At 41.5% G+C, this 26158-nt stretch carries 28 protein-coding genes; 22 read left to right on the forward strand and 6 right to left on the reverse strand.

The window, feature by feature from the left end; genetic code table 11:
- The first annotated feature begins 49 nt into the window (after positions 1–49).
- Positions 50–373 (forward strand): YlaH-like family protein, encoded by a 324-nt coding sequence (locus MHI58_RS07415; protein WP_007499841.1) that lies wholly within the window; start codon positions 50–52, stop codon positions 371–373.
- A 29-nt stretch (positions 374–402) separates the two neighbouring features.
- Here the strand turns inward: MHI58_RS07415 and MHI58_RS07420 are convergent, their stop codons facing one another.
- Positions 403–633, reverse strand: coding sequence for a YlaI family protein (locus tag MHI58_RS07420; protein ID WP_008345063.1), 231 nt, complete (start codon positions 631–633; stop codon positions 403–405).
- A 276-nt stretch (positions 634–909) separates the two neighbouring features.
- Entirely contained in the window at positions 910–1527 is a 618-nt protein-coding gene (locus MHI58_RS07425; RefSeq protein ID WP_045034229.1) for a YhcN/YlaJ family sporulation lipoprotein, read from the reverse strand.
- Between the two features lie 140 nt (positions 1528–1667).
- Between MHI58_RS07425 and MHI58_RS07430 the strand changes: the two genes are divergently transcribed.
- Positions 1668–2990 (forward strand): PhoH family protein, encoded by a 1323-nt coding sequence (locus MHI58_RS07430; protein WP_025207279.1) that lies wholly within the window; start codon positions 1668–1670, stop codon positions 2988–2990.
- A gap of 15 nt (positions 2991–3005) precedes the next feature.
- Here MHI58_RS07430 and MHI58_RS07435 read toward each other — a convergent pair whose 3' ends face one another.
- Positions 3006–3488 (reverse strand): hypothetical protein, encoded by a 483-nt coding sequence (locus MHI58_RS07435; protein ID WP_008345056.1) that lies wholly within the window; start codon positions 3486–3488, stop codon positions 3006–3008.
- 120 nt (positions 3489–3608) lie between these two features.
- Between MHI58_RS07435 and glsA the strand changes: the two genes are divergently transcribed.
- From glsA to MHI58_RS07460, 5 genes are all read left to right on the forward strand, one after another.
- Complete coding sequence (glsA, locus tag MHI58_RS07440) at positions 3609–4538, forward strand: glutaminase A (RefSeq protein ID WP_045034230.1); 930 nt, start codon at positions 3609–3611, stop codon at positions 4536–4538.
- A gap of 122 nt (positions 4539–4660) precedes the next feature.
- Positions 4661–4942 (forward strand): YlaN family protein, encoded by a 282-nt coding sequence (locus tag MHI58_RS07445; RefSeq protein WP_003212509.1) that lies wholly within the window; start codon positions 4661–4663, stop codon positions 4940–4942.
- Between the two features lie 210 nt (positions 4943–5152).
- Positions 5153–6364: a putative lipid II flippase FtsW gene (gene ftsW / locus MHI58_RS07450; protein WP_008345051.1), complete on the forward strand. Its 1212-nt coding sequence runs from the start codon at positions 5153–5155 to the stop codon at positions 6362–6364.
- Positions 6365–6443: 79 nt separating this feature from the next.
- Positions 6444–9890, forward strand: a complete 3447-nt coding sequence (gene pyc / locus MHI58_RS07455) for a pyruvate carboxylase (protein WP_041092203.1) — start codon at positions 6444–6446, stop codon at positions 9888–9890.
- A gap of 299 nt (positions 9891–10189) precedes the next feature.
- On the forward strand, positions 10190–11623 hold the full coding sequence (locus tag MHI58_RS07460) for a deoxyribodipyrimidine photo-lyase (RefSeq protein ID WP_045034231.1): 1434 nt from the start codon (positions 10190–10192) through the stop codon (positions 11621–11623).
- A gap of 39 nt (positions 11624–11662) precedes the next feature.
- Here the strand turns inward: MHI58_RS07460 and MHI58_RS07465 are convergent, their stop codons facing one another.
- On the reverse strand, positions 11663–12586 hold the full coding sequence (locus tag MHI58_RS07465) for a heme A synthase (protein WP_025207284.1): 924 nt from the start codon (positions 12584–12586) through the stop codon (positions 11663–11665).
- A gap of 389 nt (positions 12587–12975) precedes the next feature.
- On the opposite strand from MHI58_RS07465, the gene cyoE reads away from it, so the two are divergent.
- From cyoE to ctaG, 6 genes are all read left to right on the forward strand, one after another.
- Complete coding sequence (gene cyoE, locus MHI58_RS07470) at positions 12976–13893, forward strand: heme o synthase (protein WP_024720296.1); 918 nt, start codon at positions 12976–12978, stop codon at positions 13891–13893.
- Between the two features lie 278 nt (positions 13894–14171).
- Positions 14172–15239, forward strand: coding sequence for a cytochrome c oxidase subunit II (coxB, locus tag MHI58_RS07475; RefSeq protein WP_024720297.1), 1068 nt, complete (start codon positions 14172–14174; stop codon positions 15237–15239).
- A 188-nt stretch (positions 15240–15427) separates the two neighbouring features.
- Positions 15428–17299: a cytochrome c oxidase subunit I gene (ctaD, locus tag MHI58_RS07480; protein ID WP_007499823.1), complete on the forward strand. Its 1872-nt coding sequence runs from the start codon at positions 15428–15430 to the stop codon at positions 17297–17299.
- The gene (gene ctaE, locus MHI58_RS07485; RefSeq protein ID WP_089374148.1) at positions 17296–17919 is read left to right on the forward strand and encodes a cytochrome c oxidase subunit III; all 624 of its coding nucleotides are present in this window, start codon (positions 17296–17298) and stop codon (positions 17917–17919) included. The genes ctaD and ctaE overlap by 4 nt, the downstream gene beginning before the upstream one ends.
- A gap of 2 nt (positions 17920–17921) precedes the next feature.
- Complete coding sequence (ctaF, locus tag MHI58_RS07490) at positions 17922–18251, forward strand: cytochrome c oxidase subunit IVB (RefSeq protein ID WP_003211520.1); 330 nt, start codon at positions 17922–17924, stop codon at positions 18249–18251.
- 30 nt (positions 18252–18281) lie between these two features.
- Positions 18282–19160 (forward strand): cytochrome c oxidase assembly factor CtaG, encoded by an 879-nt coding sequence (gene ctaG, locus MHI58_RS07495; protein WP_041507349.1) that lies wholly within the window; start codon positions 18282–18284, stop codon positions 19158–19160.
- 31 nt (positions 19161–19191) lie between these two features.
- Here ctaG and MHI58_RS07500 read toward each other — a convergent pair whose 3' ends face one another.
- Complete coding sequence (locus MHI58_RS07500) at positions 19192–19557, reverse strand: YugN family protein (RefSeq protein WP_008345035.1); 366 nt, start codon at positions 19555–19557, stop codon at positions 19192–19194.
- Positions 19558–19718: 161 nt separating this feature from the next.
- On the opposite strand from MHI58_RS07500, the gene MHI58_RS07505 reads away from it, so the two are divergent.
- The 9 genes from MHI58_RS07505 to coaD all read left to right on the forward strand — a co-directional run bounded on the left by MHI58_RS07505 (position 19719) and on the right by coaD (position 24780).
- On the forward strand, positions 19719–20141 hold the full coding sequence (locus MHI58_RS07505) for a CBS domain-containing protein (protein WP_045034299.1): 423 nt from the start codon (positions 19719–19721) through the stop codon (positions 20139–20141).
- 122 nt (positions 20142–20263) lie between these two features.
- Complete coding sequence (locus MHI58_RS07510) at positions 20264–21307, forward strand: CAP domain-containing protein (protein WP_008345031.1); 1044 nt, start codon at positions 20264–20266, stop codon at positions 21305–21307.
- A gap of 109 nt (positions 21308–21416) precedes the next feature.
- Complete coding sequence (locus MHI58_RS07515) at positions 21417–21830, forward strand: YlbD family protein (protein ID WP_024720298.1); 414 nt, start codon at positions 21417–21419, stop codon at positions 21828–21830.
- Positions 21831–21849: 19 nt separating this feature from the next.
- Entirely contained in the window at positions 21850–22098 is a 249-nt protein-coding gene (locus MHI58_RS07520; RefSeq protein WP_017359376.1) for a YlbE-like family protein, read from the forward strand.
- 73 nt (positions 22099–22171) lie between these two features.
- Entirely contained in the window at positions 22172–22579 is a 408-nt protein-coding gene (locus tag MHI58_RS07525; RefSeq protein WP_007499810.1) for a hypothetical protein, read from the forward strand.
- A gap of 57 nt (positions 22580–22636) precedes the next feature.
- Positions 22637–23086, forward strand: coding sequence for a YlbF family regulator (locus MHI58_RS07530; protein WP_007499807.1), 450 nt, complete (start codon positions 22637–22639; stop codon positions 23084–23086).
- Positions 23087–23151: 65 nt separating this feature from the next.
- On the forward strand, positions 23152–23424 hold the full coding sequence (locus tag MHI58_RS07535) for a YlbG family protein (protein ID WP_008345023.1): 273 nt from the start codon (positions 23152–23154) through the stop codon (positions 23422–23424).
- Positions 23425–23736: 312 nt separating this feature from the next.
- Positions 23737–24294, forward strand: a complete 558-nt coding sequence (gene rsmD / locus MHI58_RS07540) for a 16S rRNA (guanine(966)-N(2))-methyltransferase RsmD (protein WP_007499805.1) — start codon at positions 23737–23739, stop codon at positions 24292–24294.
- A 3-nt stretch (positions 24295–24297) separates the two neighbouring features.
- The gene (gene coaD, locus MHI58_RS07545; RefSeq protein WP_007499803.1) at positions 24298–24780 is read left to right on the forward strand and encodes a pantetheine-phosphate adenylyltransferase; all 483 of its coding nucleotides are present in this window, start codon (positions 24298–24300) and stop codon (positions 24778–24780) included.
- A gap of 13 nt (positions 24781–24793) precedes the next feature.
- Here the strand turns inward: coaD and ylbJ are convergent, their stop codons facing one another.
- Positions 24794–26002, reverse strand: a complete 1209-nt coding sequence (ylbJ, locus tag MHI58_RS07550) for a sporulation integral membrane protein YlbJ (RefSeq protein WP_045034232.1) — start codon at positions 26000–26002, stop codon at positions 24794–24796.
- Between the last annotated feature and the right edge of the window lie 156 nt (positions 26003–26158).

Here is a 26158-nt window from a genome sequence, read left to right on the forward strand (position 1 = left end):
TGAAGAATTAAAAAGATAGAACCCTGAAAGATAAGGGGAGGGAATCTTTTTGAATGATCAGGAAGTAAGTGAGAATCTATCCTTTTTCGCGATGCTGTTTCGTGTCGATGAAAATCCGCAGACAGGGATGTGGCTCCTATATGGCACCATCCTTGTTTTAGCGATTATTGTTTTTAAACTCGGATTTGCTAGACGTTTACCGATTTTAAAAGCACTTGTCATTTATTTGTTTTTGATTTTTGGCTGCACGTTTCTCACATTTCTAGGTATCTTCTTGCCAGTCGCAGAAGGCCTGGTTGTGGCAGCTGTCATTTTGATTATTTATAAAATACGGCTGCATCGTGCGAAAAAAGAAGGAACAGTAAGTACGTAAAAAAGACCTGAACTTGTGTCAGGTCTTTTTTATGTCTTCTGTTCTTTTTTTCCTTTTTTCTTCTTTTTCTCTTTCGTCGCAGGATCTTGATAAAGAGAGAATCTGCCAGTTTTGATGCGTGCCTCTGTCTTTACTTTAATTCTTTCTTGGCAGTCATCGCACATATATGTATGAATCGGTCGATTTCTTAACCGTTTAGCAACAAGTGTATCATCATTAATGGTTTCAAGCTTTTCACATAATGAGCACTTCACTCTCATCATTTTCACCTCACTTTGGTCATGCCTTCATTATAGCATGTTTTTTGAGCCACTTAAAATCAGCATAAAAAAGGCTTATATCACAAGAGATATAAGCCGCAGCGTGTAGACAAACCCTCGCATTCGATGTCAGTCCTGCGCTTCGGTGCTCGTCCTTCCTAGACTGCAAAGGTTTTCTATCACGCTGAAAAGAAGACAAAGAGCCAAAATAAAGTTCATTTGAGCCCTTTGTCAACAATCTGATGCTTATATCACAAGAGATATAAGCCGTTCTCATTATTTCTTCTGATTCATATGATGGTTTGATTGATCATTTTGGTTTTTTTCTAATTGCTTTTGATCTTGTTGTTTGAGCTGATGATTCGGATCATTTGTCGGATCTATTTCGTTACGGTCGATTTCATTTCGAGGCATTTCTGGCATAACACGGCCCACAATAGCTGCTAATTCGTCCATAATTCCACTTACTGGCCTGCCAGCTTGTATTTCTTTGCCCATTTCCTTTAAACGGCTCACTGTATCAGGGTCAGCGACGACAACAGCATTCGCACCTTCTGGGTCATTTTTCAGTGCTTTGGCGACTGAATATTTAATGGTTTCAACTTTGCTTCTATCTAAATCATCTTTTACATCAATGCCGACGACAGCATACTTGCCGATGACGATCGCTGTTGCGTCATTTACATCTGCTACATGCTCAGTCACATTCACTAGGTGCTTTGCCACATCTGTTGATGGGCGGGCTTTGTCAGTGTTTTTCTTGGATGAGTCTGATACTCTTACTAAATGCTTGTTTCCGTCTTGATGTTCTTGTGCCAAAGGCTTCTCTTGATGCTGGCAAGCGCCTAATAAAAGAATGGTTTGAACCATGAATATCGTCAAAAATAGTCGCATGTGTATTCCCTCCTTCACAAACTACATGATTTATTTTATTGTTGAATTAACCTTCTAACTTTATTCATGAAAACATATATTTTAACAATCGTTTTTGGAAAGACAAGGATGAATGAAACCCCGATCAGGAGGCGAAGGACCTGAGTAAAATTTATGTATTAGACACAAATGTGTTATTACAGGATCCGAATTCAATCTTTTCATTTGAAGACAACGAGGTCGTGATTCCGGCCGTAGTGTTAGAAGAAGTAGACTCGAAAAAAAGATATATGGACGAGGTTGGGCAAAATGCACGACGTGTCTCACGTTTAATCGACGGATTGAGATCGAAAGGGAAACTGCATGAAAAAATTACGCTGGAGTCAAAAGGAACGCTGCGTATTGAGCTGAATCATCGCTCTTTCCATGAACTTCAAGAAATTTTCATCGAAAAAACAAACGATAACCGGATTTTGGCTGTTGCGAAGAATTTGAGCTTAGAGGAAGAAACAAAACCGGATGGCCGGCCTGTCATTTTGGTCAGCAAAGATGTCCTAGTGCGAGTAAAGGCGGATGCCATTGGTCTGCAAGCAGAGGATTTCTTAAGCGATCGAGTGCTACAAAATGAAGACATTGATAACGGCTATCACGAGCTCTATATTCCGACTGAGCAGCTGAATACATTTTATAAGCAAAATCAGTTACCGATAAAAGACGTCACCCAAACGCCATTAAACCCTCATCAATTTGTTATTATGAAGGGAAATGAGGGTGGTTCTGCTTTGGGGATGCTTGATCAAAAAGCAGAGCATGTGAAACGGCTTATTTATGACCAAGAACATATTTGGGGAATTCGCCCAAAAAATGTCCAGCAAACGATGGCGCTTGAGTTACTTTTACGCCGCGATATTCCGCTTGTGACACTTATCGGAAAAGCGGGAACAGGAAAGACACTGCTTGCACTTGCTGCTGGATTAATGCAGACAGAGGACCTCGGCATGTTTAAAAAGCTCATCGTGGCCCGCTCCATTGTTCCTGTTGGTAAGGACTTAGGGTATTTGCCAGGCGAAAAAGAAGAGAAGCTCAGACCGTGGATGCAGCCGATCTATGACAACCTAGAATTTTTATTTAACACAAAAAAACCTGGTGAACTCGATGCGATACTAGCGGGCATCGGTTCAATTCAAGTGGAAGCTTTAACGTATATTCGCGGGAGAAGTATCCCTGATCAATTTATCATTATCGATGAGGCGCAAAATTTAACAAAACACGAAGTAAAAACATTATTAACGCGGGTTGGTGAGGGAAGTAAAATTGTGCTGATGGGAGACCCAGAGCAGATTGATCACCCTTATTTAGACAGCTTAAATAATGGGCTCACATATGTCATTGAGCGTTTCAAAGGGCAGCAAATATCTGGACATGTCAAGCTTGTCAAAGGAGAAAGGTCTGGACTTGCACAGCTTGCAGCTGATTTATTATAGTCCAGACCCGTCATCTTATGTAATGATTAACTCTTTGACGCCTTTAATCGGCTGAGTGATGTTGGACTGATCCTCGAAATAAACGTGGATTGGTCCTTCTTCTGTTATAGGCTTTCCATTTTGGCTGAAATGGGCAATGCTATCCATCGCCTTAGAGAGCGGAACAGCAATTGTTTCTGTTTCTGTGACAAATTCACACGTCTCCGCTTGTTCGAGCGGTTCTGCATTTTTTATCATGTCGCCAAGTTTCATCCCGAAGCTGCCTGTGACAAGCCTTTCTTTTTCGTACTTTTTCTCTGTTTTTAATGTGGGTGGAAGTGTTTGACCTTCTCTTATGACCCGCTCTTGATCGAGTTCCTGATCTAGCTGCTGCTCTTCGTTTGCTGCACTTTTCTCAAAAAATGAATCCATTAAAAATTTACGGTCATCAAAAATCCATACACTCGGATCAATGGTGATCTTGTATTGTACGTTCCCCTTGATTTGAATAATGCTCATGTTCAAGACAACCCCTTTCCAACATAAATTATAGAAGTTTTCGCCCGCTTTGTCACTTTCATAAACATGCACTTCCTTGTACACACTACGATTAGACGAAAAATAGGGAGGATTTTGGGCATGGCATGTCGTGACAATGAAGAGCTTCAGCGATTTGTAGAAGAGGCAAAAAAGGTGGCCAAAAATGGAAAGGTAGCATCCTATATTCCGGCACTCGGTAAAGCGGATCAATCGGATTTATCTGTCGCTGTTTATCATGTGAGTAATACGTGCCACTCAGCGGGAGATGTTGATAAACGATTCACCCTGCAAAGTATTTCAAAAGTATTAGCACTGGCGCTTGTGCTCTCAGAAGAAGGACCGAAAAAAGTGTTTCAATATGTTGGACAAGAACCGACTGGCGACCCGTTTAATTCGATGATTAAACTAGAGACAGCAAGCCCCAATAAGCCGCTTAACCCAATGATTAATGCAGGAGCGCTTGCCGTTACAAGTTTAATAAGAGGGGCATCGCCGCAAGATCAGCTGAACCGGCTGCTTGGTTTTATTAGAGAGCTTGCCAATGACACCACCATTACATATTGCAAAGAAACCGCTGCATCCGAATTTGAAACATCAATGATTAACCGCGCAATGTGCTATTATATGAAGCAATATCATATCATTAAAGGGAATGTAGAAGAGGTGATGGATGTCTATACGAAGCAGTGCGCCGTCATGATGAATAGCCTGGATTTGGCTAAGATCGCGTGTGTTTTTTCATTAGATGGCAGGCATCCAGAGACAGGAAAGCAAATCCTTTCGAAAGATGTTGCTAGAATTTGTAAAACGTTTATGGTCACATGTGGTATGTACAATGCGAGCGGGGAATTTGCGATCAATATCGGAATCCCTGCTAAAAGTGGTGTTTCAGGCGGAATTATGGGGGCGGCGCCATATGACTTTGGGATAGGTATATTCGGGCCTGCTTTGGATGAAAAAGGGAATAGTATTGCGGGTATTAAGCTGCTTGAGCTCATGAGTGAAAAATATGAGATGAGTATCTTTTAATGACGAATGGCTTCTTTTTATTTTTACAGAGCGAACTGTACAAATCTGCTTGCAATTTTGGGCGTTTCGCTTTATGATAAATAGAAGAATTAGGTACTCGCCTGGGGAACGGAGGGATACTTTTGGCGTCAGAAATTTTAGTCGATCATCGGCAAAAAGCACTGGCTTTATTAAAATTGGATGCAGATAAAATTTTAAAATTGATCCAAGTGCAAATGGACAACTTAACGATGCCGCAATGTCCTCTTTATGAAGAGGTTTTAGATACTCAAATGTTCGGATTATCGAGAGAAATTGATTTCGCTGTCCGGCTTGGATTAGTTGATCAACATGAAGGCAAAAAACTACTCGATAAACTTGAGAGAGAACTATCCGCACTTCATGATGCGTTCACAAAAAAATAATGATTGAAAACTCAAACTTCCACAACATAAGTTTGAGTTTTTTTGTCCGCCTTTTTATTTTGATTGATGCCAAACGGACTTGATTGTCTCATGAAAGACGAACAATATAAAGAGGTAAAACGGGATCAAACGGAGAAAATGTAGTAGAATAAGAACAGCTAAGAGAAGAGAATATCAAGCAGTAGAAATAGACGTTAGGAAGAGGATTATATGTTAAAGAGAATGCTAAAATCGTATGACTACTCATTATTGTTCGCCATTATATTAATTAGCGCATTCGGCTTGGTGATGGTGTATAGCTCAAGTATGATTACATCTGTGATCAGATATGATGCTGCGCCAGATAATTTTTTCAAGAAACAGCTTTTATTTATGATTGTCGGGGCGGTCATCTTGATTTTTACAGCCCTCATTCCGTATCAGCTGCTCTTAAATAAAAGATTCCAAATTGTGATGCTTTTGCTATCTGTGTTTTCTCTCATTTATGTGTACTTTGGCGGTCACATTGCAGGGAATGCTAGAAGTTGGATCAAATTTGGACCTTTTAGTCTTCAGCCAGCGGAATTCGTGAAGATCGTTGTCATCATTTATCTTGCTGCTGTCTATGCAAAGAAGCAGCATTATATTGACCATATTTTAAGAGGGGTTACACCTCCAATTGTGGTTGTCTCCATCCTATGCGGATTTATTATTTTGCAGCCAGACTATGGGACAGCTTTTATCATTGGTATGATTGCCCTTGCGATGATTTTATGCTCAGGGTTTAGCGGTAAAACGCTGGCCAAGCTGCTCGCTTTATTTAGTGCGGTGATGGTTGTTGTGACACCGTTTATTATTCTTTTTTGGGATAAAATTTTCACGCAGAATCGTCTTGGACGTTTTGAGAGTTTCCAAGATCCATTTAAAGACGCAGGCGCTTCTGGGCATCAATTGATTAATTCATATTATGCGATTGGGTCAGGCGGCTTTTTTGGGCTTGGTCTTGGTGAGAGTGTACAAAAGTATGGATACCTTCCAGAACCACATACAGATTTTATCATGGCAATTATCTCGGAAGAGCTTGGTTTTTTCGGTGTATTTTTTGTCCTTGCTCTCCTTGGCTTTATTGTTGTGAAAGGTTTTTACATTGCGAGAAAGTGTGAAGATCCGTTTGGAAGTTTGCTTGCAATAGGAATTTCTTCAATGATTGCCATCCAAACGTGTATTAATTTGGGCGGTGTTTCAGGCCTCATTCCGATCACTGGGGTCACACTTCCGTTTATCAGCTACGGGGGATCCTCTATCATTTTACTGAGTGGATGTATGGGAATATTGCTGAATATCAGCATGTTTACTGAATATAAAGAGCGTTATAAAAAGAAAAAATCAATCAGCAAACCATCGATTCAAAAAAATGGATTGCAGAAAACTTTGAATCTTTAGAAAACAAAAGTGTACAGTTTTCATTTCTTCCTTTATTATAGAGTACATATAAAATTTTAAGGGATATGGAGGAGTGAGAATGTCACAGAGAACAATTCAAAAGGTTCTAGTTGCAAACAGAGGGGAAATCGCTATCAGAGTCTTTAGGGCCTGTACGGAGCTCAACTTACGTACAGTGGCCATTTACTCCAAAGAAGACTCGGGCTCTTATCATCGCTATAAAGCCGATGAAGCATATCTAGTTGGAGAAGGGAAAAAGCCGATTGATGCCTACCTTGATATCGAGGGGATCATCGAAATTGCAAAACGAAATGACGTGGATGCGATTCATCCAGGATACGGATTTTTATCTGAAAACATTCATTTTGCAAGACGATGCGAAGAGGAAGGCATCCAATTCATCGGCCCAACTTCTCAACATTTAGATATGTTTGGAGATAAAGTAAAAGCGAGAGATGAAGCGAAAAAAGCTGGAATTCCAGTCATTCCAGGAAGTGACGGGCCAGTTGATTCGGTCAAAGAAGTCGAAAAATTCGGTGAAGAATACGGTTACCCGTTTATTATTAAAGCTTCACTTGGAGGCGGCGGCCGAGGTATGCGGATTGTCAGATCAAAAGAGGAGCTGAACGAAGCCTATGACCGTGCAAAGTCAGAGGCGAAAGCGGCTTTTGGAAATGACGAAGTATATGTTGAAAAGCTGATTGAAAATCCGAAACATATTGAAGTGCAGGTGATTGGAGACAATCACGGCAATATCATTCATTTATACGAGCGTGACTGCTCTGTTCAAAGGCGTCATCAAAAAGTCATTGAGGTTGCACCAAGTGTGTCTCTTTCTAATCAATTACGTGAAGACATCTGTGAAGCGGCTGTTCAGCTGGCCCAGAATGTATCGTATATCAATGCAGGGACTGTAGAATTCCTAGTGGCAAATGGCGAGTTTTATTTTATTGAAGTCAATCCTAGGGTCCAGGTGGAACACACGATCACAGAAATGATCACAGGGGTCGATATCGTCCAAACCCAAATTCTTGTCGCAAAAGGACATGACCTTCACAGCAAAGAAGTCGGGATACCAAAACAAGAAGATATCTTTACACATGGATTTGCCATTCAATCAAGGGTCACAACAGAAGATCCTTTGAATGATTTTATGCCAGATACAGGAAAAATCATGGCTTACCGTTCAGGCGGTGGTTTTGGTGTACGTCTTGATACAGGGAACAGCTTCCAAGGTGCGGTGATTACACCTTATTACGATTCACTGTTGGTCAAGCTGTCTACTTGGGCACTTACATTTGATCAAGCTGCGGCTAAAATGGTCCGAAATTTACAAGAATTCAGGATTCGCGGCATTAAAACAAATATCCCGTTTCTTGAAAACGTTGCAAAGCACGAGAAGTTTCTAAGAGGGGAATATGATACATCGTTTATTGATTCGACACCAGAGCTATTTAACTTTCCTAAGCAAAAAGACCGCGGAACGAAAATGCTTACTTATATTGGTAACGTTACCATTAATGGGTTCCCTGGTATTTCTGAAAATAAGAAGCCTCATTTTGATCAACCAAATGTGCCGAAACTTGCTGTCCATGAAACGATTCCTTCTGGAACGAAACAATTGTTAGACAAGCATGGACCTGAGGGGCTCGCCAATTGGGTGAAAGAGCAAAGCGGTGTACTCTTAACGGATACAACCTTTAGAGACGCACATCAATCCCTGCTTGCAACACGCTTTAGAACACACGACTTAAAGAAAGTTGCTCAGCCAACAGCAGGCTTATGGCCAGAGTTATTCAGTATGGAAATGTGGGGCGGTGCTACATTTGATGTGGCATATCGTTTCTTGAAAGAAGATCCTTGGGAAAGATTGAAAGAGCTTCGTCAAGAAGTGCCAAACACTTTGTTCCAAATGCTATTAAGATCATCAAACGCTGTTGGATATACAAACTATGCGGATAATGTGATTAAAGCATTTGTAAAGGAATCGGCAGAGGCAGGCATTGACGTCTTCCGTATTTTCGACAGTCTAAACTGGGTCAAAGGTATGACGCTTGCCATTGATTCTGTTCGTGAATCCGGCAAAGTGGCAGAGGCAGCGATTTGTTATACAGGTGATATTCTTGATCCATCACGTCCGAAATATGATTTGAAATATTATGTCTCTCTTGCGAAGGAGCTTGAATCCGCAGGCGCTCATATTTTAGGTATTAAAGATATGGCGGGATTATTAAAACCGCAGGCGGCTTATGAACTTGTATCGGCTCTAAAAGACGAGCTCACGATTCCAATCCATCTTCATACACACGATACGAGTGGAAATGGACTCTTCACCTATGCAAGAGCGATTGATGCAGGTGTTGATATTGTTGATGTTGCAGTCAGCTCTATGGCGGGGCTCACATCACAACCAAGTGCGAGCTCATTATATTATGCTTTAGACGGACATGAAAGAAAGCCAGAAATGAATGTTCAAGCGGTTGAACGTCTTTCTCAATATTGGGATTCCGTCAGAAAATATTATCATGAGTTTGAAAGCGGAATGAATTCACCGCATACAGAAATTTATGAGCATGAAATGCCTGGCGGTCAGTATAGTAACCTGCAGCAGCAGGCGAAAGGTGTCGGCCTTGGCGAACGCTGGAATGAAGTAAAAGAAATGTACAGACGTGTAAATGACATGTTTGGTGACATTGTGAAAGTGACACCGTCTTCTAAAGTGGTCGGAGATATGGCACTTTATATGGTGCAAAACGATCTGACAGAAGAGGATGTTTATGAAAAAGGAGCAACACTGGATTTCCCAGATTCGGTTGTTGAATTGTTTAAAGGCTATTTAGGACAGCCTCATGGCGGATTCCCAGAAAAATTGCAAAAGCTGATTTTAAAAGGAGAAGAGCCTCTTACTGTCAGACCGGGTGAGAAACTGAAGCCTGTGGACTTTGAAGAGATCAAAAAGCAGTTCAAAGAATCACATGATCTGACGTTGACAGAACAAGATGCCATTGCATATGCTTTATACCCGAAAGTCTTTTCTGAATTTGTTCAAACAGCAGAAAGCTATGGAGATATCTCTGTTCTTGACACACCAACCTTCTTCTACGGCATGAGACTTGGTGAAGAAATTGAGGTAGAAATTGAAAAAGGGAAAACCCTCATTGTCAAACTCGTGTCCATTGGAGAACCGAATCCGGACGCTACAAGAGTGCTTTACTTTGAACTGAATGGACAGCCGCGTGAAGTGGTCATTAAGGATGAAAGCATCAAATCCTCCGTTCAAGAAAAAATGAAGGCAGATCGCTCAAATCCAAATCACATTGCGGCATCGATGCCAGGCACTGTGATCAAAGTACTTGTTGAAAAAGGACAGAAAATTTCTCAAGGTGAGCATTTGATGATCAATGAAGCGATGAAAATGGAAACGACGGTACAAGCACCGTTCTCAGCAGTCGTGGATGAAATTCATGTCACGAATGGAGAAGGGATTCAAACTGGAGATCTGTTGATTGTCTTAAAGCCTGAATAATGAGTGAGACACATCCACTGCGATGTGTCTCAGCGTATAGACGAACCCTTGCATTCTTTGTCAGTCCTGCGTGCTGGTGCTCACGAATGTCACATTCGCTCCGCTCCAGTACTCGTTCTTCCTAGACTTCAAGGGCTTTCTATCACGCTGAAAAGAAGACAAAGGGCTAAAATAAAGAGCATTTTAGCCCTTTGTCAACAATCCAAGACACATCCACTGCGATGTGTCTTTTTTTGAGCGCATTAAAATGTGCAGCCGCCCGCTAGAGTGATTACACTATAGAATGAGGTGAAGAAAGAGTGGAAATTGTCGTGATTTGGTTTCGCCGAGATATGCGATTGGATGATCATATCGCCTTATCAAAAGCGATCACATATGCAAAAAAACATCAGTACCGATTATGTGCTTTTTATCATCTAGATCCATTTTTTACAGAAATGGAACTGGATTTGAACAACGAACATTTCTTTCAAAATTTAGCCAATTTCGTCAAGGAAGCGAGAGAATCTCACATGTATGTTCATCTCATTCATGATGATATTTTGTCCGCTTTTCAAAAGCTCATGGATGCTTATGACATCAATGCGGTCTTTTTTAATGAGGACGAAGTAGGAAATGGTCAAACACGTGATGAGCAAGTGACCCGTTTCTTAGAAGAAAAGGGCATTCATGTGTCAAAGTGGCAAGATACGCATCTGCATGGGGCGAGAGATATTTTAAAAGCGGATGGTTCTCATTATCAGGTGTTTACTCCATACTACCAAGCGTGGCGGAAGCAGGAGAAGCAGTCTGTGATAAAAGTTGACAAATCATTTCTGAGCAGTGAGCATACGATTTGTGATGAGTCACTTTCTGAAAAGGGAGATGCGAAACTAAGGGACATCATCAAGAAATGTACAAGGAAATTCGATCAGATTGGATCAGACAAAGCGATGAGCACGCTAGGCGGCTTTATTCAAGAAAGATTGACGCATTATCATGAGAAACGAGATATTCCGTCTGTTTTTGGGACGAGCAAGCTGTCTCGGTTCTTAAAAACCGGGACCATTTCTATTCGCACAATCTTTCATGCGGTCAATGAGGAAGAACTTTTTGAAGATGAGGGCAAGGAAACATTTATGAAAGAGCTAGCGTGGCGCGATTTTTATCATATGATCTTTGCGCATTATCCAGAGATGAAAGAAAAAGAAATCAACGCCTCCTTTCAACATATAAAATGGAATGATGATGAGACACTTTTTGAAGCTTGGTGTAAAGGACAAACAGGCTTCCCGCTCGTTGACGCTGGGATGAGACAGTTAAATGAAGAAGGCTGGATGCATAACCGTTTGAGAATGGTGACGGCTTCATTCCTGACAAAAGATTATCTCATCGATTGGAGAATGGGCGAAGCGTATTTTGCGAGAAAACTTGTCGACTATGATGAGGCTTCGAATATTGGAGGATTTCAGTGGGCAGCCTCTGTCGGAACGGATGCTGTTCCTTACTTCCGTATTTTTAACCCAACGACCCAGTCGAAACGATTTGACCCAAGCGGAGAATATATTAGAAGGTATGTACCAGAACTAAAGCATGTGAATGAAAAATGGATTCATGAACCGAGTAAAATGCCGATAGATGAGCAAATGAAATCGGGATGCATGCTGGGGGATACATATCCTCTGCCTACAGTCGATCATCAAGAAAGACGAAAAAAGGCCATTTCGCTATTCGAAGAAGCGAAACAAACATAAAAGAAATCCCCCTTTTCGGATGAAAGGGGGATTGTATGTTTATCTGAAAGGCTCTCTATTTTCATATTTAAACCGGGCAATGAGTAAGCAGAAGTAGCATAGTACCCCAAACAAACAAGAAATAAAGAATGAATGAGCAAGCGCATAACCGAGTGCGAGATGAGAATAAACAGACATCACACCTGAGATCGCTTGAAGTGTAATCAGAATGGCTGAAATGATCCATCCATAATACAGCTGCTTTTGTTCTTTATAATGTTTAAGGGCATGGAACATCGCAACAAATATCCAAACGAATAAAAGAAGGGCTGCTGCTCGGTGAGACATTTGAACCCATTGATTAAAATACGCTGGAAGTGCGCCGTCTTTTGAACAAAATGGGAAGACAGAGCATGCAAGACTTGATTTTGTATGTCTCACATAGGCGCCCGTATACACCACAATATACGTATATGTGATCAACCCATAAATATGGAACTGCATTCTTTTGCCGATATGAAGCGGCTTCACAAGCTTTGTTTCAGATCTGGTGGCTTCAAACACAAGCAGTGCCAGCAGTAAAACGGAAGCAAAAGAAATCAGTGAAATACCGAAGTGCAGTGCCATGACAAGTGCGTTAGAACCAAACACAACGGCGAGTGCCCCTAACAGCGCTTGAAGCAGTAAGAATATAATGGACATGATGACCAAAAATTTGGTTTCACGGAATACTGGACTGATTTTTTTCCAGCATAAGACCGCCAGTGCCAGTACAAGAATGGTGGAAACTCCTGTTGACATGCGGTGGCTCCATTCGATAATGGAAGCAGGGTTCATTTCTGGAAAGAAACGACCGTGGCAAAGGGGCCATTGTCTGCCGCAGCCAAGACCGGAGCCAGTTTTCGTCACAAGCGCACCGCCAATCAGAACGATCAGCATCACAAATGTTGTGACAACGCTCAATAACCTTAAAGCAAATTTCATCAAATGATTTCACCTTCTCTAAATAACTTCTGATCTAAATGAAAACCTCACATGCTCTCAAGTTTAAGCCAAATGCGTGTTCTGTTGCAATTCATAATGACCAAAGTTCACAAAAAAATGATATGTTAGTTCACAAAGTTTACAGATTTAGAGTGCTTGATCTTTCTTTGACAGTCTGATAGAAATAGAGGAGAGAATATTTCATTTTGCACCGCCTTCTGAAACGCACATCCTAATAAATTCACGAAAAGTTCACAAATAACTTCAAGTTTGTCGTTTATTATTTAATAGGATGTTTTTTTACAGCTCTTTATCTTGTATGATAGAGTTGTAACGATTTTACGTTTTATTCGTTCGTTTGAAGGTTTGGGCAAGGGAGGTTATACACATTGGCAAATTCCAAAACAGCCGCGGAAGCAGCTATTCATGGACAAATAGAAGAAACAACCGCTTTAAAAGATTTTCTTGCTCTTATTAAAATGGGCATCGTCAATTCCAATTTCATTACAACTTTTACTGGAATGTGGCTTGCTTTTTATTTTACAGGTATGAGTTTCCTTGGGAATCTTGATATTGTGCTGTTAACAATGATTGGTTCTTCTCTTATTATTGCCGGTTCATGCGCCATTAATAATGCGTTTGACCGTGATATTGATATACTAATGGAAAGAACAAAAACAAGACCGACGGTGACAGGTAAAGTTCAGCCAGGTCAAGCGTATGCATTTGGTATTCTGCTTGTTGTACTTGGACTGATTATGCTTCTGATGACAACTGTTACATCAGCAGTGATTGGATTTATCGGTGTCTTTACTTATGCAGTTCTATACACGATGTGGTCTAAACGTCATTACACCATTAATACAGTCATTGGGAGTGTATCTGGTGCGGTTCCGCCATTAATTGGCTGGACAGCTGTTACAGGCACCATCGACACAACGGCTTGGGTCCTGTTTATGATTATGTTCATCTGGCAAATTCCGCATTTCTTATCACTTGCGATTAAGAAAACGGAAGATTACCGCAAAGCAGGTATTCCAATGCTGCCAGTTGTTTACGGCTTTGAAGTCACAAAACGCCAAATCATCATTTGGACAGCATGTCTTCTCCCGCTTCCATTTTTCTTAGGTGGATTAGGATGGCCGATTGTCGCACTTGGCACATTGCTGAACATTGGATGGCTCGTCATTGGTCTTATGGGCTTTAAAATGAAAGATATCATGAAGTGGTCAACACTCATGTTCGTTTATTCATTAAACTACTTAACGATCTTTTTCGTTGCGATGATTATTATTACACTATTCTAGAGTGAAATACACTTTGATCACATCAAAACAATGGCTATATCTTATAACACAACATTTTCTTACAACTATGAAAGCCGCCTGATATTCAGTTCTATTTAGGCGGCTTTCTGTTTATACATAGATGGTATTTTGAGTAAAAACATCATTTTTTTATGAAAAGAGGAAATGTAAGTGCTTTTATAAGAGGCGGGGGTTATGGATGGGTGAAAGGTGATTTTATAAATAAGAGGTAAAAGCGAAAGGCAAAGGAGATCAAGCAAAAGGGGTTGGGACAAATTATGATAAGAAAATGGCGTGTTTATTCACTGTTTCTCTTACTGACGCTCGTTTTGGCGGGCTGCGGTGAACCATACTTATCAACACTCAAGCCAGTTGGGGAAGTAGCAGATAAACAGTTTTTCCTAACGGTACTGAGTACACTTATTATGGTTCTTGTCGTTATTGTTGTATCGATCATTTTCTTTTACGTCATCATTAAATTCAAACGTTCTAAAGTGGGAGAAGATACGATTCCTAAACAGGTAGAAGGGAACCGTAACCTCGAAATTACGTGGACAGCGATTCCGATACTTCTACTCATTATTCTCGTTGTACCTGTTGTGGCATACACGCTTGAGCTAGGGGATACAAGCGCCATGGATAAGAAAAAACGAGATCCTGAAAAGACACTTGTAGTGAATGTAAGAGCCAGCTTATATTGGTGGGAATTTGAATACCCTGATTATGGGATTGTGACAAGTCAGGAATTGATTGTTCCAACTGATCAAAAGGTTTATTTTAAGCTGAAAGCATCTGATGTGAAACACTCATTTTGGATTCCATCAGCTGGGGGTAAAATTGATACAAATACAGACAACGAGAACAAGTTTTATTTAACATTTGACTCAAAACGAACGAAAGATGCTGGAGAATATTTCTATGGGAAATGTGCAGAGCTTTGCGGTCCATCACATGCTTTAATGGACTTTAAAGTTAAAACGCTTTCTCAAGATGAGTTTTTAGGCTGGACGAAAAAGATGGCAGATTATAAGAAGCCTGCGTCTACGTCAGATCTAGCCCTTGAGGGTGAAAAACTCTTTAAAGAGAAAAACTGTTTAAGCTGTCATGCGGTAGAGCCTGGAGATGAACGACCAGAGGCGGCAAGGACTGCACCAAACCTTGCAACCTTCGGAGAGCGGACAAAAGTAGCTGGAATTAAAGACATGAACAAAGAAAATGTCAAAGCATGGCTGAAAGATCCAGAGAGCTTTAAACCAGGTAATAAGATGACAGGGACGTACCCTAAACTAAATGACTCAGAAGCAGATGCACTCTACGAGTATTTAAAAGGTCTTAAAATACAGTAAATGCCTTGAGCAGCTTGAAGTTGCGCACATTCAAAAGGGTATACGATCTATGTGAAGTTTTTGTTAAGAGCTCCCGAATAAGTCTCTACATCCAAGAATAAGTCATCTGTCAGATATAGTCTGTTTTTAGAACGTGAAGATAGACATTGATATGAAAAGGGGCAAATGGGAGATAAGAGGGGGATTTCATGGTGAGTACAATAGCTAAAAAGCGGGGGTTTGGCGCTGTCTTATGGGATTACTTAACGACGGTTGACCACAAAAAAATTGCCATACTATATTTAGTGGCAGGGGGATTTTTCTTTTTAATTGGTGGCCTGGAAGCGATGATTATCCGTATTCAGCTAGCCATCCCTGAAAATGATTTTGTGAGTGCAGGGTTTTACAATGAAGTCATGACGATGCATGGAACAACGATGATTTTCCTTGCAGCAATGCCGCTTTTATTTGCATTAATGAATGCGGTTGTACCCATTCAAATTGGTGCACGTGACGTAGCGTTTCCATTTGTGAATTCACTTGGTTTTTGGCTGTTCTTTTTCGGAGGTATTTTCTTAAACCTTGGATGGTTTATGGGCGGAGCACCTGATGCAGGCTGGACTGCCTATGCGTCGCTCACGCTGAATTCAGAAGGGCACGGCATGGATTTCTATATTTTAGGGTTGCAGATAGCGGGTATTGGTACGCTAATTGCCGGAATCAACTTTCTTGCAACGATTATTAATATGAGAGCGCCAGGTATGACGTATATGAGAATGCCGCTCTTTACCTGGACGACGTTTGTGGCATCTGCACTAATTTTATTCGCATTCCCGCCGCTGACAGCAGGGCTTGCGATGCTGATGCTTGATCGAATGTTTGATACGAGCTTTTTTAATCCAGAGCTCGGAGGAAATACAATCATCTGGGAGCATTTGTTCTGGATTTTTGGACACCCAGAAGTGTATATCTTGATTTTGCCGGCATTTGGGATTTTCTCTGAGATCATTCCGGTGTTTGCAAGAAAAAGATTGTTTGGTTATTCGTCCATGGTGTTTGCGACTGTATTAATTGGTTTCCTTGGATTCATGGTATGGGCGCATCACATGTTCACAACAGGACTTGGTCCAATTGCCAATGCGATCTTTGCCGTAGCCACAATGGCGATTGCGGTGCCAACTGGAATTAAAGTATTTAACTGGTTGCTCACCATATGGGGCGGTAATGTGAAGTTTACAACGCCAATGCTATATTCAGTTGCGTTCATTCCGTCATTCTTACTTGGCGGTGTAACCGGCGTCATGCTTGCAGCAGCAGCAGCGGATTATCAGTTCCATGACACGTACTTCGTTGTGGCGCATTTCCACTATGTCATTATCGGTGGTGTGGTCTTCGGTATTTTAGCAGGTGTGCATTATTGGTGGCCGAAGATGTTTGGGAAAATACTGAATGAGAAGCTTGGGAAAATTGGCTTTGTGCTGTTTTTCGTCGGTTTCCATTTAACGTTCTTTATCCAGCATTTTCTCGGTCTTTGGGGCATGCCACGCCGAGTCTTTACATTCTTGCCAGGTCAGGGTCTAGACCTTGGGAACTTGGTCAGTACAATTGGGGCACTGTTCATGTTTGTAGCAGTTGTCATCATGCTGATTAATATCATCTGGACGACAGCAAAAGGGGAGCGTGTATCGGGCGATCCTTGGGGAGATGGAAGAACGCTTGAATGGGCAGTATCTTCACCTCCGCCAGAATATAACTTTAAGCAGCTGCCTCTTGTACGGGGACTTGATCCATTATGGATTGAGAAAATGGATGGCAAAAAAGGAATGACAGCATCTGAACCGCTCGATGATATTCACATGCCGAATAATTCCATCTTGCCTATCATTATCTCATTCGGTCTATTTGTGTCAGCGTTTGGTTTTATGTATCGTCAAGAACACAGCTGGGGTCTACCGGTGATCTTCATTGGTCTTGGCATCACGTTTGCGACCATGCTCGTTCGCTCTCTTAAAGATGATCATGGATACCATATTCACAAAGAAGATTTGACGGATGACGATGACAAAGGGGTGAAAGCATAATGGAACCACAAAAAATGACAGCGGAAACCTTTCCAGCTTCTCCTGAGAAAGCCACGTTAGAAGGAAAGAATAAGTTCGTCGGGTTCTGGTTGTTTCTTGGGGGAGAAACGGTCCTGTTTGCATCTTTGTTTGCCACTTATTTGGCGCTGAAAAATTCAAATGCAGGCGGCGCAACAACAACTGAAATGTTTGACCTCACACTTGTCTTTATTGCCACAATGCTTCTGTTAACGAGCAGTTTAACGAGTGTGTATGCTATGTATCATATGAAAAACTTTGCCTTTAAAAAAATGCAGCTTTGGCTAGGTGTAACCGTTCTTTTAGGTGCTGGATTTTTAGGGGTAGAAATTTATGAGTTTTATCATTATGTGCATGCGTATGAATTTACCATTACGAGCTCTGCACTTGGTTCTTCCTTCTATACGCTTGTTGGAACACACGGGGCTCACGTCGCATTTGGACTTTGCTGGATCACCGCTCTGATGATTCGGAATATGAGACGCGGACTCGATTTATACAATGCACCAAAATATTATGTGGCAAGCCTTTATTGGCACTTCATTGATGTTGTGTGGGTCTTCATCTTTACCGTTGTATATTTAATGGGAATGGTGGGATAAGAATGGGAAATAAAAACACAAATCAGTCCAAAGTCGATCTTGTCTATCGGAAAAAGAAAAATGCCGAAGAAATGAAGCATCAGCTCATTTCTTTCGGCTTGATGATTGGTTTAACGTTTGTTGCCTTTTTAACAATCGCCTCTGAAGACGTCGGAAATTGGTTCGCTGTCCCTTTTATTTTACTGCTTGCAGTGATTCAGGTCGCTTTTCAGCTTTATTATTTTATGCACATGAACCAAAAAGGGCATGAAACACCCGCGTTGTTTCTTTACTCAGGTGTGTTTGTCGCGTTTATTACCGTTTTAGCCTTTTTGACCATTATTTGGTGGTAAGCTCGCTTTGCCCTTAAAGGAGGCGCAGCAATGGAAAACTTAGAGATATTTGGATTTCGTGCATTATGGAGTCCTTACTATTTGACATGTATTGTAGCAGCAGCCGCTTTTTATCTGCTTCTCGTGACGAAGGGGAAGCACCGTGCGACGGTGAAAGAGAAAACGCTGTTTCTCACGGGGCTTGTGTTGCTTTATGCAGTGAAGGGGAGCCCGATTGATTTAATGGGGCATATTATGTTCAGTGCGCATATGGCGCAAATGGCAGTGCTCTATTTGGTCATCCCGCCCCTTCTTATTACAGGTTTACCTGCGGCGATTTGGGAGCGGATCATTCAAACACGGGGTATTCAGTCGATTTTCCGCTTGTTTTCTAAGCCGTTGATTGCCTTACTCGGTTTTAACGGGTTGTTTTCGCTGTATCATATTCCGCTTGTGTTCGATTTTGTCAAAACAGATCCGTTTTATCACGCATTGATGACGGTTGTCATTTTTATCGCTGCCTTTTTCATGTGGTGGCCGCTTGTCCATAAAGTGCAAAGTCAGCCGCAGATTACAGGCATTTTAAAGCTTGGATATATTATGGCAGATGGGATTTTAATGACACCTGCCTGCGCACTCATTATGTTTAGTGAAGCGCCTATCTATGCCACTTATTCAGATGCCGGCGCATGGATACAAGCACTGCACCTATGCGTACCGAGTGATATGCTTGCTGGTCTTGCGCTTACGGGACCTGACATGTTTCATACATTGCCGCTGCTAGAAGATCAGCAGCTAGGTGCTATTTTGATGAAAATCATTCAGGAGATTGTATACGGATCTATTCTTGCTGTTGTCTTCTTTGACTGGGCGAGAAAAGAAAGAGCGAAAGATGCCGTACCAGATGCGCTCATTCCGAAATATGAATAAATGAAAAGCACAGCCGCAGGGGCTGTGCTTTTTATGCTTCAGCAGTGATCGCTTCTAGTTTTTCTTTCAATTGGTTCAGCGTTTTTTTGCTGGATTGAATAAGAGATTTAGGGAAATCTTCGCCTTCTCCATATTCAACACCATGCGGATAATAGTGTTTTCCAAGTAAAGGTGTCAGCAGCTGGATGTGGGCTTTTTTGGAGCCGACATCTCCCTCAGTGGCATAGCCAGAGATCCGTAAGTAAAACGTCCCCTCTACCATGTTATACTTCCTGTCGTACGTCACACGCTCATAATCCCATTGATCGGCTCGTACAAATCCTTCACTTTCCATAATGAAATCCAATTTATTTAAGTCAGCTGATACCTTTTCAATCCCCGTACCTTCAAACTTCACCCAAAACCCCTCCTTATAAAAATTCCCTTTACTGACAATCATAGTATGAAAGCGTTAAACTTTCAACTGTGAAAGGTATGTTCTTTTATAAGCTGGTTACAGTAATAAAGAAAATAACGGATGGAGGAATCAACGTGAAAACGAAAAAAATCAAAGATATCATGACGAAAAAAGTAGTGACGTTGCAAAAGGACGACAATGCATATGAAGCGGCAGTCAAAATGAAAGATGCTGACATTGGTGCCATTCCAGTAGTCGACGGAGATCAGCTTGTTGGTATTGTCACAGACCGCGACCTTGTACTTAGAGGTATTGCTGAGAAAAAGCCGAACTCACAAGAGGTTGGTGCCCTCATGACGAAGGAAGTTTTGACAGCTGAAGAAGATGCAACCCTAGAAGAAATTGTCCGGTTGATGTCAGAACATCAGCTCCGCCGTATCCCAGTTGTCAAAAACGGGGCACTCACAGGAATCGTAGCCCTTGGGGATTTATCAGTTGAAGATTTATCAAACGATCGTGCAGGTGATGCTCTGACGGAAATCTCTCAACAAGACCAGGATCATGGCCAAGGATTTCTTCATTAGGAGGGGCATATTTTAAATTCGTGTTAAATAGGCTGTATTGTCGTTGATAAATGGAGCAAGTTTTGTTTAAATGACAGTAGAAGGTACTTTTTGTACCTTGCCAATTTAACGGAGGTGTTTATTTGAAAACTGTGCTGAAAACACTCTTCATCCTCCTGATTATATCTGGAACGTACGTTCTGTTTATTCAATATGGATCTTCACCAGAAAAAGAAAACAGCAATGAGCCGAAGGTGTCTAATGAAGAAACATCTAGCGATAAGCCGATCAACATTCCGAAAAAAGGTCTCATGTCCTTTATGGGGAAGTCTTCAAACGAAGTGCTTAAACAGCTAGGGGAACCAGATCGCATTGATCCTTCCGCATATGATTATGACTGGTGGATATACAATCAATCGAAGAAACACTATATTCAAGTAGGGGTAAAGGACAGTAAAGTGGTGACCTTGTTTGCGACAGGGGATGGGCTGAATGTTGAGCCGTTTAAAATCGGTCAAGCCACAAGTGAAGTGTTTAAAAAAACACAAATCGCTCCTTACATTCATGTAGAGGACGAGGGAAATTCATATCGCTTTGAATTCTCAGAAGATGATATGAATACCAGGCCGACGGTGAAAGTGGGAGATGATGTGTATGTCCAGCTCTACATGGATAAGTTTGAAAGCACTCTTTCGAGCATTCGAGCCTTTAATGCAGATACATTTGTCAAACAAAAGCCGTATGAAGTCGTTTATCGAGGTCAATTAATTGAACCTGAGGCGATATCAGGTGAAAAGTGGAAGGATATTGAAGCGTCGAGTCAAAAACAAATTTTTGATATGACCAATATTATCCGCCATAAGTACAAACTGCCGACCTTAAAGTGGGACGATGAAACATCTGAAGTGGCATTCATGCATAGTGAGGACATGAAAGATCATCATTATTTCTCCCATGAATCTAAAAAATACGGCACGCTGAAAGATCGGTTAGAAAGAGGCGAGGTCGCATTTCAGCTTGCGGGAGAAAACATTGCGTATAATTATGTTGATGGCCCTGCAGCTGTAGAAGGCTGGCTGAATAGCGAAGGTCACCGGAAGGCATTGTTAAATCAAGATTACACGCACCTTGGCGTTGGTGTGAAAGAAAAGTATTATACACAAAACTTCATTAAGAAAACGTCTTAATCCTCTAAACAGCTGCGCACAGATGGCGGCTGTTTTTTTATGAAAAGGGCTCACCAAAATAGACCCAGATGTATATAGTATAGTAGGCATTTGTATGGGGGGTGAGGATATGACAAATAAGCAAAAGCAAACATCCATTGATGAATTTAAACAGTTCGTCAGACGCCATCCGAAATTAATTCAAGAAGTGCAGACGCAAGAAAAAAGCTGGCAAAGTTTATACGAGAATTGGGTCATGTTTGGTGAGGAAGATGACATGTGGTCTCCTTACCGGCAAACACAAACGGAAGAAGCAAAAGAAGAAAAAGCCGCTAAGCAAAGTGAACCGGGAAAAGCAGATTTTATGTCTAAAATGGTTTCTGCAGTGAAAAAAATGGACGCTGATCAAATGAATGAACAAATTAATAAAATGAGCCAGTCTATTTCCTCTTTACAAAGCTTACTCGGTCAATTTTCATCAAATGGCTCAAAGAAGGGTTCATCTGGAGGCAGCCAGCACCCATTCTCCTTCAGGAAAGATTAATTGAAAGGGGATGCTTTTGGTGCGGAGAGAAGTACAAGAGTTTGTCATGGCCGAAGAGGATCGAATCAAATTCATCAGGCAGCGCCCACTCTGGTATAGACAGTTAACGCGGCATCCTGAAAATGTCACTTCGTTTGAATTAGATAAAATGAACTTTTACGAAAAAACCATTCCTCATCGTGTGAGCCAGTTGAGCAATAGTGTCCAAATGGCTGAAATGATGATCCAGATGTTCCAAGCAATGCGCAATCAAAATGGAGCCGGGTGAGGCTTTTTTTGAGTTGATTAAGATGTCTATTTCATGAGCATCCTATGAAAGTAGACGAAAGGAGAATCAGAACATGAAATGGATGCTGTCAATATGCGCATTGCTTTTTCTTCTCACCGGATGTCAAAGTCAACATGATCAAGAGCAAGTAACTAGGCAAGAACCAGCAGTACCAGTCATGCAGCAGACGCAAAGTGAAATGAAGCAGCAAGGCTTTTTAAAATACAAAGTGCAGGGATCTGTTGTGTATATAGAAAGTACACTTCAAGATTTTCACCTTGAACCTTCACCCCTAAAAAAGGATAAGAAGGCTGGGTATTTTACTGTGTATGTAGACGGGAAACGGGCAGGCAATGAGTATACTGCGGCGTTTGTGGTCAAGCACCTTTCAAAAGGAAAGCATAAAATGACCGTTGTGCTAAATTCTCGTCACCCTGAATATAAGCAGAAAAGAGAGACGTGGGATGTATTTGTGACGTAAAAGCATTTTCTGATCCATAGGTTTCGTGGTAAACTATGAATTGGAGGTGCAACATTTATGTATGCGACAATCGAATCTGTGGAGCTCCAAGAGGAAGCAAATCAATTGGCTGCCATGATTCTTCAGTCGGAGGAGGCTGAACATTACCGCAACTGCTTTAAGCGTCTCCAGCAAGACGAAGAAGCCCAACAAATTATTGCCCATTTTACAAAAGTAAAAGAGCAATATGAAGATGTGCAGCGGTTCGGCAAATACCATCCGGACTATAGAACGATCTCAAAAGAAATGCGTGAGGTCAAAAGAAAGCTAGATCTTCACGATACAGTGGTTGATTTCAAAAAAGCAGAAACAGCGATTCAATCCATCTTAGATGAGATTAGTATTGAAATCGGTCAAGCTGTATCAGCATATATTAAAGTTCCAACAGGGAACCCATATTTTGATGGTCTATCATCATGCGGCGGTGGCTGTGGATCAGGAGGCAGCTGTGGCTGTAAAGTATCTTGACGAGACTTGAACGTCTCGTCTTTTACATAATGAACGGAAAGAATTGAAAAGCGGAAGGTGAAAAGATGGATACCAAACGTCAAGGGATGGTCGTTTGGCTGCATTCGTTAAAGCAGTCAAAAGCGCTAAGGAAATTTGGGAATGTTCACTATATTTCAAGGAAAATGAAATATGCAGTGATTTATTGTGATATGAATGATCTTGAGCGCCACATGGCAAAGCTCAGTTCATTGCCATTTGTAAAACGTGTTGAGCCTTCCTATAAACCTTTTATTAAATTAGAGTACGAATCGAAATTGGACAAAGCAAAAGAGTATGATTATAAGGTGGGCTTTTAAAGACACAAAAAAACCCCCGCGGCATCACCCGCGGGGTCCTTCTATTCTTAATGATTCATTAAGGAGAAGGCAAAGGGAGAGGAGAAACCGGAGGAAGAACTTATGGGGAAACGTAAGTCTTCTCCGCGGTTGGCAACAGCACCACATCAGATGCTGTTAACAGTAGTATGACCCTCTCTTTTGTGATCTATACATAGAAAATGAATGGAATTCAGTGCATTGTCCCATGTGGAGTGGATATGGTAAGATAATGTTGAATTTTTTGTCATCAAACAATATTCAATAGATGCAAGCAGAAAAAGTGGTGGAAAAATGAGAGTGATTTCTGGAACAAAAAAAGGCCGCACGCTGAAAGCCGTACCCGGCCAATCAACAAGACCAACAACAGATAAAGTAAAAGAATCCATTTTTAATATGATTGGACCGTATTTTGATGGGGGATGGGCCCTTGATTTATTTGCTGGAAGTGGTGGTTTAGGAATTGAAGCGCTTTCTAGAGGATTCGATCATTGTATATTTGTGGATCGAGATATGAAGGCGATTCAGACGATTAAAGGCAACTTGAATCAATTGTCGCTGATGGATCAAAGTGAAGTGTTTCGAAATGATGCAAACCGTGCACTCGCCGCTGTAGTGAAGCGAGAAGAATCTTTTCAAGCCATCTTCCTGGATCCGCCGTATAAAGATCAAAAGTTGAAAGCACTTCTTGATACGATTGATGAGCATTCCTTATTAGCAGATGATGGCGTCATTGTGTGTGAGCATGATAAAGATGTGACACTGCCAGAGGAAGCAGGACAGCTGCATATCTCAAGGCAGGAAATGTACGGAATGACTGGCATTACGATCTATAGAAAGCGGGGAAATTAAAGCATGGGGAATATAGCCGTTTGTCCGGGTAGCTTCGATCCAGTCACATTGGGCCATTTGGATATTATCAAAAGAGGGGCAAAGATTTTTGATGAAGTATATGTGTGCGTCCTCAATAACTCGTCAAAAAAGCCGTTGTTTACTGTTGAAGAGCGATGTGAACTCATTCGTCAAGCAACAAAGGAGCTACCAAATATCAAAGTGGAATCCTTTCATGGACTGCTCGTTGATTATGCGAAACAAAAAGAGGCGAAAGTCATTTTGCGCGGACTTAGAGCGGTGACGGACTTTGAATACGAGATGCAAGGGACATCAATGAACAAAGTGTTGAATGATGACATTGAAACGTTCTTTATGATGACGAATAATCAATACTCCTTCTTAAGTTCAAGCATTGTTAAAGAAGTAGCGAAATATCATGGATCAGTCAAAGAGCTTGTACCGCAAGAGGTCGAAGCTGCGCTGAAAGAAAAATTTAATGGATGAGTGCATTGTGCACTCATCCATTTTTTAATTTCTGATAATAGAGCGCAATATACACGATCAGACTGAACAAGGTGATGAGAGGACCAGCAGATACAAGCTGATTCCATAACATGCTGCTAAACATCACGACTTGCTCGCTTGTTTCAAATGCCCCTGCTGGAAGCGCCATGTCTGCTTTAGAGACATAAAGGGGTTTGAATAACAAAAAAGTAAAGACGGCTGCGTAAATACCGTGAAGCAAACGGGCGAAGAAAAACGGTTTAAAGCGTATATCGGTGGCTGCCAAAATCCCGGCTACCTGAGCTTGAACGGAGAATCCGCTAAATCCTAAAATAAAGCTGACCACAATTGTTTTAGCGAGCATGGAAACCTCTTGTGATCCTGTGAGCTGACTTCCTAATGTGATTTCAAATAGACCCGCAATCATGGCTAGATCTAATTCCGGCGGAAGGTGCATCGTTTTCAGTATAGAGCCGATCCCGATAGAGAGAAGATCTGTCACATGAACGACAGCGAGCATTTGACTAAAGACAGAAAATAAAATGATAAAGCCGCCAATCATAAAGAGCGTTTGAACAGATGACATGACAGCGTCACTTAATATTTGGCCAAGTGGTCTTTTTTCTGCAAGTCTTGCCGTATGAAGAGCGCTGAATGCTTCTCGAATTGGAGGCAATAAAAATCCTTTTCGGCTTCTGAGGTGCGCATCATGACGTGCTTTATATCCGCGCATCGTCACCCCAACCGCGAGATTTCCTAAATAATGTGCACAGGCTAACACAATGCCTATAGCTGGGTGATGAAAAAATCCTACAGCCACTGCTCCAAAAATGAACAAAGGGTTTGAAGAATTGGTAAATGACACAAGGCGTTCTGCTTCAATTCTTGTCAGCTGTCCTTCCTGCCGAAGTCTTGTCGTCAATTTAGCGCCAGAAGGAAAACCAGAGGCCATTCCCATCGCCAGTACAAATCCGCCGACACCAGGCACCCGAAAGATAGGCCGCATAAATGGCTCTAATAATACGCCGACAAATCTGACAATCCCGAAACTGATTAATAGCTCGGACAAAATAAAAAAAGGTAGCAGCGATGGAAAAACCACTTCCCACCACATTGCAAGTCCATTTTTCGATGCTTGCAAAGAGGCTTGTGGATGTGTAATCACAGTGGCTGTTAAAAAGATAAAAAAAGCAGCGATGAACAGAGTGTTCCATTTTTTCATGGAGATGTCGCTCCTTGCCGTTATAATCTATTGGCGAGCTCGTGATTAAAGAAAAAGAGATGCTAGCCGAGCCTGTCTTCTATTACTATACGATGAGAAGGGGCATGTTTAGACCTATAGATTCGTATATATGCATAGAAAGAGGAGGGTGGATTC

This window comes from Bacillus sp. FSL K6-2869 (genome assembly GCF_040869405.1).
GTDB lineage: Bacteria > Bacillota > Bacilli > Bacillales > Bacillaceae > Bacillus > Bacillus altitudinis.